The following is an 8,445-nucleotide window of genomic DNA, read 5'->3' as shown; positions in this document are numbered from 1 at the left end:
CGATGCCGCAGGCGCGCGCGAGCGCTTCCAGCGACCCGGCCTCGATCGGCGGCTGGTCGGTGCGGATGCCCTTCTTCCAGTTCGGTACCTCGTGGATGCGCTGGTCGTAGACCATGAAGGCGATGCCGTCGGGCTGGTCCTTGATGGCGCGCGCGATCGGGTCGTAGTGCACGTCGACCGGCCCCGGCGCCTCATCGACGAAGCGCCGGCCCTCCTTGTTGACCAGCAGGCCGTACGAGAAGCTCATCACCAGCGGCTCGACCTGGGCCGAGCGCGGGTCCATGGGCTCGGCATGGTAGGAGCCGAAGTCGCCGGCCGGTGCGCCGCCGGCATCGAGCGCCATGCGGATGCCCTCGCCGCGGTTGTAGTAGCCGCCACGCGCCACCGGCCGCAGGTAGCGCGCCTGCGGGCCGATGTAGCGCGTGAGCATCTCGGGGTTGCCCTCGAAGCCGCCCGTGCCCAGCACCACGCCGCGCGCCACGATGCGCCGCACGCTGCCGTCGGGCCCGACGGTGTCGACCGCCAGCTCGCCGCGCGCATCGGCGCGCCGCAGTTGCTGCGCGGTGCTGCGGTAGCGGATCGACACGCCCAGGCGCAGCGCTTCGTCGCGCAGCGCCTCGATCAGCGCGAGGCCGCCGCCCACCGGCATCAGCCGCGGCGCGGCCGCGGTCACGAAATAGGTCGGCAGCGCCGCGAAGCGCACGCCGAAGCCCTGGAGCCACCGCACCGTGGCGCCGGCCTCGCCGGCCAGCGTGGCGACCAGCTCGGGGTCGGGCATGCCGTGCGCCTTGACGTGCGGCGGCCAGTCCTCGTAGGGCGCGGCCGCGTGCTGCACGATCTCGGGGTCGATGTGGTGGCCGGCGTTGGCCACCAGCAGTTCCTCGAAATCGTCGCTGACCTCGGTCTCGCTCTTCATGCGGAAGTAGGACTCGGTCCAGCGCGTGTTGCCGCCGAACTCCTCGGGCGTGGCGCGTTCCAGCACCGTCACGGTCGCGCCCGCGGCGGCCGCGGCCACCGCAGCGCTCAGGCCCGAGATGCCGCAGCCGACGACGAGCACGTCGCAGCGGTCGATGGGCAGGGATGCTTCGTTCATGTCTCTACTTTCTTTCTTCTGGCGCCGGCATGCCTGGAGCGAACCCGCTCAGTACTTGCGGATGAACGGGTCCGGCATGTCGAGCTCGGTCGAGATCCACACGCTCTTGGTCTCGAGGAATTCCTTCACCGCCTCCACGCCGCCCTCGCGGCCCTGGCCGCTGTCCTTGAAGCCGCCGAAGGGCGTGGTGAAGCTGGTCGAGCGGTAGTTGTTGATCCACACCGTGCCGGCCTTGAGCCGCTCCGACATGTGCATCGCGCGGTGCAGGCTGCGCGTCCACACGCCGGCCGCGAGGCCGAAGCGGATGTCGTTGCCGATGCGCACCGCGTCGGCCTCGTCCTTGAACTTGAGCACCGACAGCACCGGCCCGAACACTTCTTCTTGCGCGATGCGCATGCCGTTGTCTACGCCCGTGAAGATGGTCGGCTCGACGAACTGGCCCGCGCCATAGCCCGGGCCGCTGCGCACCTTGCCGCCGAAGGCGCAATGCGCGCCCTCGGCCTTGGCGATGTCGATGTAGCTCACCACCTTGTCGAACTGCGGCCGCGTGGCCACCGGGCCCACCTGCACGTCGGGCAGCGAAGGGTCGCCGAGCTTGGCCTTGGAGGCGATCGCGACCAGCCGCTCGACGAACTCGTCGTGGATGCTCTCCTGCAGCAGCAGCCGCGAGCCCGCCATGCAGGTCTGGCCGCCGGCCGAGAAGATGCCGGTGATCACGCCGTTGGCGGCGCGCGCGAGGTCGGCGTCGTCGAACACGATGTTGGGCGACTTGCCGCCGAGCTCGAGCGTCACGCGCTTGAAGTGCTTCGCTGCCGCCACGCTCACGCGGCGCCCGCCCTCGTCGCCGCCGGTGAAGGCGATGCAGGCCACGCCCGGATGCTCGACCAGCGGCTCGCCCACTTCCTTGCCGAAGCCCGTGACCACGTTGAACACGCCGGGCGGAAAGCCCGCCTCGGCGAACAGCCGCGCCAGCTCGAGCAGCGACACCGAGGTGTGCTCCGAGGGCTTGGCGACGATGGCGTTGCCGGCCGCCAGCGCCGGCGCCACCTTCCAGGCCGTCAACAGCAGCGAGGAGTTCCACGGCGTGATGGTGCCGACCACGCCGATCGGCTCGAGCCGCGTGTAGTTGAAGACCTTGGGCTTGTCGATCGGGATCACCGCGCCCTGGATCTTGTCGGCCAGGCCGCCGTAGTAATAGAAGTACTTCGCCATGTACGAGACCTGGCCGCGCACCTCGCTGCGCAGCTTGCCGTTGTCGCGCGCCTCGGCCTCGGTGAGGGTGTCGAGGTTGGCCTCGATCAGCGCGCCCAGGCGATGCAGCAGCATGCCGCGCTGCGTGGCCGACATCTGGCCCCACGGGCCCTGCATCGCGGCCTCGGCCGCCTTCACCGCGCGGTCGACGTCCTCGGCATTGCCCTGCGGAATGCGGGCCCAGGGCTCGCCCGAGAACGGGTCGAGCGAATCGAACCACTGCGCCGATGCGCTCGCCTGCCATTCGTTGCCGATGAAGAGTCTGTACTGCTGCATTGCTTGCGTGCTCCGTGGGTGGGCCGGGTGAACTGGATGAATGGCGTTCAGTTTCCGGCGCGGCACGCGGTGGCACAAGCGATGAGTCCTGGGCCTCTCGTGAGCTTTCGTCATCGATGGCCGCGGCTGCGTTCAGCGCAGCACGCGCGACTTGTCGTAGGCCTCCTCGAAGATCTGGTGGATCAGCTCGCGGAACCAGCGGTGGCCCGCGTCGTGCTCGTTGCGCGGATGCCAGACCGCGTCGATCGACAGGCCCAGCTCGGGCAGCGGCATCGGCATCGCCACGCAGTCCGAGCCCGAGAGCACGCTGTCCATCCAGTGCGCGGGCATGGCCGCGATCAGGTCGGTCGATTCGATCACGGGCACCATGCCGAGCCAGGTCGGCACCTGGATCATCACGCGGCGCGCGAGCCCACGCTCGGCCAGGATCTCGTCGAGGATGCTGCTGCCCACACCCGAGACCTTGAGATGGCCCAGCGACAGGTACCTGTCGAGCGTCATCGGCTCCGAGGCCGCGGGATGGCCCTTGCGCATCAGCACCATCCACTGGTCGTCGAGGATGCGCCGCGAGGCCGACAGCACCGAGCGGCCGCGCGACACCGAGAGCCGGATCTCCACGCCCTCGTACTCCACGCGGTCCGAGGGCTGGTACATGTCGAAGGACTGCACCGACAGGCTGACACCGGGTGCCACCGAGCTCAGGTGGATGCACAGCCGCGGCAGCAGCAGCACGCCGACGTAGTCCGACAGCCGCAGGTGGAAGGTGCGGCGCGCGGTCGCGGGATCGAAGCCGCCGCGCACCTCGATCGCGCTTTCGATCTCGCTGAAGGCCTTGCGAAAACTCGTGGCCAGGCGCACGGCCTCGGGCGTGGGCGCCATGCCCTGCGGCGTGCGCGTCAGCAGCGGGTCCTTGAACTGCGTGCGCAGGCGGCGCAGCGCATGGCTCACGGCCGAGGCGGTCAGGCCCAGCCGGGTGGCGGCCTTGACCACGCTGCGCTCCTCGAACAGGGCTTCGAAGATGACCAGCAGGTTGAGGTCGATGCTGCGCAGGTTCAGGGGCGGGCCGCCGGCGGCGTTCATGGGATGAATCCGGTTCACGATGAAGATGACAAAGATGATCTTGCCTCACGCGGGGGCCTCTCAGAACAATAGCCCGCATCCCAGCCTCCTCTCCATGGCATCGATCTTCTTCTCCATGGCATCTCTTTCCATGCACGACCGGCTTCCCCCGACCTCCGCCATTCCCGACAGCGCCCGGATATTCCCCGAAGGTTCCTGCGACACCCACTTCCACGTCTTCGGCGATGCGCGTGAATTCCCGCTGATCGACGAGCGCTCGTACACGCCGGCCCCGGCTTCGATGGCCGACTACTGGGCCGCCTTCGGACCCGTTGGCGTCGAGCGCTGCGTGCTGGTGCAGCCCAGCGTCTACGGCCGCGACCATTCGCTGCTCAAGCGCATGCTGCGCGAGGCGGCGCCCGGCAGCATGCGCGGGGTGGCCGTGATCTTCGAGGACACGAGCGAGCGCGAGATCGAGGAACTGCATGCGCTGGGCGTGCGCGGCGCGCGCTGCAACGCGCTGTTCTCGGGCGGCGTGTCGGCCGCCAGCCTGCGCGCCATCGCCGACCGCATCGCGGCCTTCGGCTGGCACCTGCAGCTGCTGGTCGACGTCGAGCACGATCCCGACCTGGTGCCGCGCGTGGCCGCCACCGGGTTGCAGGTGGTGGTCGACCACTTCGGCCATCCGGCGCCCGGCGCGACACCGCAGGGCCCCGGGCTCGCGAACCTGCGCGCGCTGCTCGCGGAAGGGCGCGCCTGGGTCAAGTTCTCGGGCGCCTACCGGCTCAGCGCATCGGCCTGCGCCACCGACCCCGCCGTGATCCCGCTGGCCCATGCGCTGGCACGCGCCAACCCCGAACGCATCCTCTGGGGATCGGACTGGCCGCACCCCGGCATCGACGCGCGCGCTACCGCCGGCAGCGAACTGGCCGGAGCGCTGCGCGCCTGGTTGCCCGACGGCGACCTTCGACAGGTGCTGGTACGCAACCCCACGCAGCTTTACTGGAACCATTGATTCATCACAGGGAGACGTTCGAATGACCGACAACAACTTCAACCGCAGGGCCTTCATCCAGGGCGGCGTCGCGCTCGCCGCATCCGCGGCGGCATGGCCCGGCAGGGCGCAGGGCCGCGCCTTTCCGACCAAGCCCCTCACGCTGATCGTGCCCTTCGCACCGGGCGGCAACGTGGACATCACGGCCCGCACCCTGGGCGTGCCGCTGACGCGCCATGCGGGGCAGTCGGTGATCGTCGACAACCGCGCCGGCGGCGGCGGTGCCGTGGGCACGGGCTGGGCCTCGCGCGCCGAGAACGACGGCCATTCGCTGCTGGTGGCCACGCCGGGCCAGCTCGGCACCCTGCCCGAGATGATCAAGGTGCCCTACCGCGCCGAAAACTTCGTGCCCGTGGCGGTGCTGAGCCGCACGCCCGTGGTGGTGGTGGTGCGCGCCAACGATGCGCGCTTCAAGACCGCCGGCGACTTCCTGCAGGCGATCCAGGCCAAGAGCGAGAACGTGACCATCGGCCATGCGGGCCCGGGCTCGCCGAACCACCTGGCGCTGCTGCAGCTCGAGGACGCCGCGAAGGCACGCGTCAATGCCGTGCCCTACAAGGGTTCGGGTCCGGCCGTGGTCGACCTGCTCGGCGGCCAGATCGACGCCGTGATCGACCAGGTCACGAGCTCGGCGCCGCACCTCAAGAGCGGCGGCCTGCGCGCGCTGCTGGTGCTCGGCCCGCAGGTCGGCGGCATGCTGGCCGGCGTGCCGAACCTCGCGCAGCAGGGCATTCCGAGTTTCGACGCCACCACCTTCGTCGGCGTGTTCGCGCCCAAGGGCATCGCGCCGCAGACCGTCGCGAGCCTGCAGGGCTGGATCTCGAAGTCGGTGGTCGAGCCCGAGTTCTCGAAGCCGATCCGCGAACTGGGCAGCGAGCCCCTCGCCGAGAGCGCGGCCTACCTGCAGCGGCTGGTGCAGGAAGACGCGGTGCTGGCGACGCGGCTGGTCAAGCAAGGCCGCCTCAAGGCGGACTGAGCGGCGCTGCACGGCCGGCCATGATCGCCCACGTTCCACCCCCGGTCACGCTGGCGCAGCACTACCGGCAGTTTCTCGCGGCGCTGGCCGCCGCAGGCTTCGAGGGCGAGATCAGCCAGCGCCACGCCGACCGCACGGTGCTCGCGACCGACAACTCGATCTACCAACGGCTGCCGCAGGCCGTGGTGTTTCCGAAGCATGCCGACGACGTGGTGCGGCTCGCGAGGCTGATGGACCGCGACGAGCACCGGCGCGTGGTGCTCGCGCCGCGCGGCGGCGGCACCGGCACCAACGGGCAGTCGCTGACCGACGGCATCGCGGTCGACCTGTCGCGGCACCTCGACGGCATCGTCTGGATCGATCCGGTGCGGCGCGTGGCGCGCGTGCAGGCCGGCGTGGTGAAGGACCAGCTCAACGCGGCGCTCGCGCCGCACGGCCTGTTCTTCGCGCCCGAGCTGTCGACCTCGAACCGCGCCACCATCGGCGGCATGGTCAGCACCGACGCGAGCGGCCAGGGCAGCTGCAGCTACGGCAAGACGCGCGACCACGTGCTCGCGCTCGAGGTCGTGCTGCCGGGCGGCGAACGCTTCGAAAGCCGCCCCGCCGGGCCCGACGAACTCCAGGCCCAGCTGGCGCGCCCCGGCCGCGTGGGCGATGCCTGGCGCTGCGCGCACCGGATCGCCGAGCGCGATGCCGCGCTGATCGAAGAACGCTTTCCCAAGCTCAACCGCTGCCTCACCGGCTACGACCTCGCGCACCTGCGCGAGCGCGACGGGCGCTTCAACCTCAACAGCGTGCTCTGCGGCGCCGAAGGCTCGCTGGGCTTCATCGTCGGGGCCGAGCTCAAGCTGCTGCCGATTCCGCGCCACACGGTGCTGGTCAACGTGCGCTATGCGAGCTTCATGGATGCGCTGCGCGATGCCCAGGCGCTGATGGCGCATGCGCCGCTGTCGATCGAGACCGTGGACTCGCGCGTGCTGATGCTCGCGATGGAGGACATCGTGTGGCAGGGCGTGGCCGAATACTTCCCATCGAGCGAAGACAGCGCGCCCACGCGCGGCATCAACATGGTCGAGTTCAGCGGCGATTCGCTGGAGCTGCTCGAGACCCGCGTCGCGGCCTTCGTCGCGCACCTCGCGCGCGATGCCGGCGCGGCGCGCCTGGGCCACACCATCGCGGCCGGCCATGCCGCCGTGACCCGGGTCTATGCGATGCGCAAGCGCGCGGTGGGCCTGCTGGGCAATGTGCAGGGCGAGGCGCGGCCGCAGCCCTTCGTGGAAGACACCGCCGTGCCGCCCGAGCGGCTCGCCGACTACATCGCCGAGTTCCGCGCGCTGCTCGACGGCCATGGCCTCTCGTACGGCATGTTCGGCCACGTGGATGCCGGCGTGCTGCACGTGCGGCCCGCGCTGGACCTCAAGGACCCGGCCCAGGCCGCGCTGATCCGCCCGCTCTCCGACGCGGTGGCGCGGCTCACCCAGAAGTACGGCGGCCTGCTCTGGGGCGAGCATGGCAAGGGCGTGCGTTCCGAATACGCACCGGCCTTCTTCGGCCCGCTCTATGCGTCGCTGCAGGAACTCAAGGCCGCCTTCGATCCGCACAACCAGCTCAACCCCGGCAAGATCGCGACGCCCGCGGGCGTCGATGCGGCGCTGCTGCGCATCGACGAGGTGCCGATGCGCGCCGACGCCGACCGCCGCATCGACGAGCGCGTGTGGCAAAGCTACGCCAGCGGCCTGCATTGCAACGGCAACGGCGCCTGCTACGACTTCGACCCCGACGACGCCATGTGCCCCTCGTGGAAGGCCACGCGCGAGCGCCGCCATTCGCCCAAGGGGCGCGCCTCGCTGCTGCGCGAATGGCTGCGGCTGCAGGGCGAAGCCGGCGTCGACGTGCTGCAGGCCGCGGCGCGGCAGCCCTCGTTCCTGGCCGGGCTGCCCGCGCGCTGGCGCAACGGCCGGCGGCGTTCGAACGGCGACGATTTCTCGCACGAGGTCTACGAGGCGATGGCCGGCTGCCTGGCCTGCAAGTCCTGCGCGGGGCAATGCCCGGTGAAGGTCAACGTGCCGGAGTTCCGCGCGCGCTTTCTCGAGCTCTACCACGCGCGCTACCTGCGCCCGCTCAAGGACTACTTCATCGGCTCGCTCGAATACAGCATGCCCGGCCTCGCGCGCATGCCGGCGCTCTACAACGGCCTGATGGCCCTGCCCGCGGTGCGCGGCCTGCTCGCGCGGCATGCCGGCATGGTCGATGCGCCGCTGCTGAGCCGCTTCGACTTCGGCGCCACCCTGCGGCGCTGGAACGTGCGCCACGCCACGCCCTCGGCGCTGGCGCGACTGAGCGCCGACGAGCGCGCGCGCTCGGTGGTGCTGGTGCAGGACGCCTTCACGCGCTACTTCGAGACGCCGGTGCTCGCGGCCTTCATCGCGCTGGCCGCGCGGCTGGGCTGCACGGTGTGGCTCGCGCCCTTTCGGCCCAACGGCAAGCCGCTGCAGGTGCAGGGCTTCCTGCGTGCCTTCGACCGCGCCGCGCGCCGCAACGCCGACATGCTCGACGCACTCGCGCAATGCGGCGTGCCGCTGGTCGGCCTCGATCCCGCGATGACGCTGGTCTACCGCCAGGAGTACGCCAAGCTGCCGCGGATACCGCGCCTGCCTTCGGTGCTGCTGCCGCAGGAATGGCTGCTCGATGCGCTGCCCGCCGAAGCGCCGCCGCGCGCCACGCCGGGCGACTTCC

The 8,445-nt window shown here is 70.7% G+C and carries 6 protein-coding genes; 3 read left to right on the top strand and 3 right to left on the bottom strand.

Features of this window, described 5'->3' with window-relative positions:
- The 3 genes from AC27VN_RS24725 to AC27VN_RS24715 form a co-directional block, all read right to left on the bottom strand.
- The coding region (locus AC27VN_RS24725; RefSeq protein WP_490878227.1) for an FAD-dependent oxidoreductase at positions 1-1,093 on the bottom strand (1,093 nt) is incomplete at its 3' end.
- A gap of 48 nt (positions 1,094-1,141) precedes the next feature.
- Positions 1,142-2,620, bottom strand: a complete 1,479-nt coding sequence (locus AC27VN_RS24720; RefSeq protein ID WP_057591394.1) for an aldehyde dehydrogenase — start codon at positions 2,618-2,620, stop codon at positions 1,142-1,144.
- A gap of 132 nt (positions 2,621-2,752) precedes the next feature.
- Positions 2,753-3,700, bottom strand: coding sequence for a LysR family transcriptional regulator (locus tag AC27VN_RS24715; RefSeq protein ID WP_256222360.1), 948 nt, complete (start codon positions 3,698-3,700; stop codon positions 2,753-2,755).
- A 115-nt stretch (positions 3,701-3,815) separates the two neighbouring features.
- Between AC27VN_RS24715 and AC27VN_RS24710 the strand changes: the two genes are divergently transcribed.
- The 3 genes from AC27VN_RS24710 to ydiJ all read left to right on the top strand — a co-directional run.
- Positions 3,816-4,694, top strand: a complete 879-nt coding sequence (locus tag AC27VN_RS24710; RefSeq protein ID WP_490878226.1) for an amidohydrolase family protein — start codon at positions 3,816-3,818, stop codon at positions 4,692-4,694.
- Positions 4,695-4,716: 22 nt separating this feature from the next.
- Positions 4,717-5,709 carry a tripartite tricarboxylate transporter substrate binding protein gene (locus AC27VN_RS24705; RefSeq protein ID WP_490878225.1) on the top strand — a complete coding sequence of 331 codons (993 nt, stop codon included), beginning with the start codon at positions 4,717-4,719 and terminating at the stop codon, positions 5,707-5,709.
- Positions 5,710-5,729: 20 nt separating this feature from the next.
- A partial coding sequence (gene ydiJ / locus AC27VN_RS24700; RefSeq protein ID WP_490878224.1) for a D-2-hydroxyglutarate dehydrogenase YdiJ occupies positions 5,730-8,445 on the top strand: 2,716 nt, incomplete at its 3' end.

The organism is Variovorax sp. 20P10.2.4 (assembly GCF_058244205.1).
This window is presented reverse-complemented; position numbering and strand designations above follow the sequence as displayed.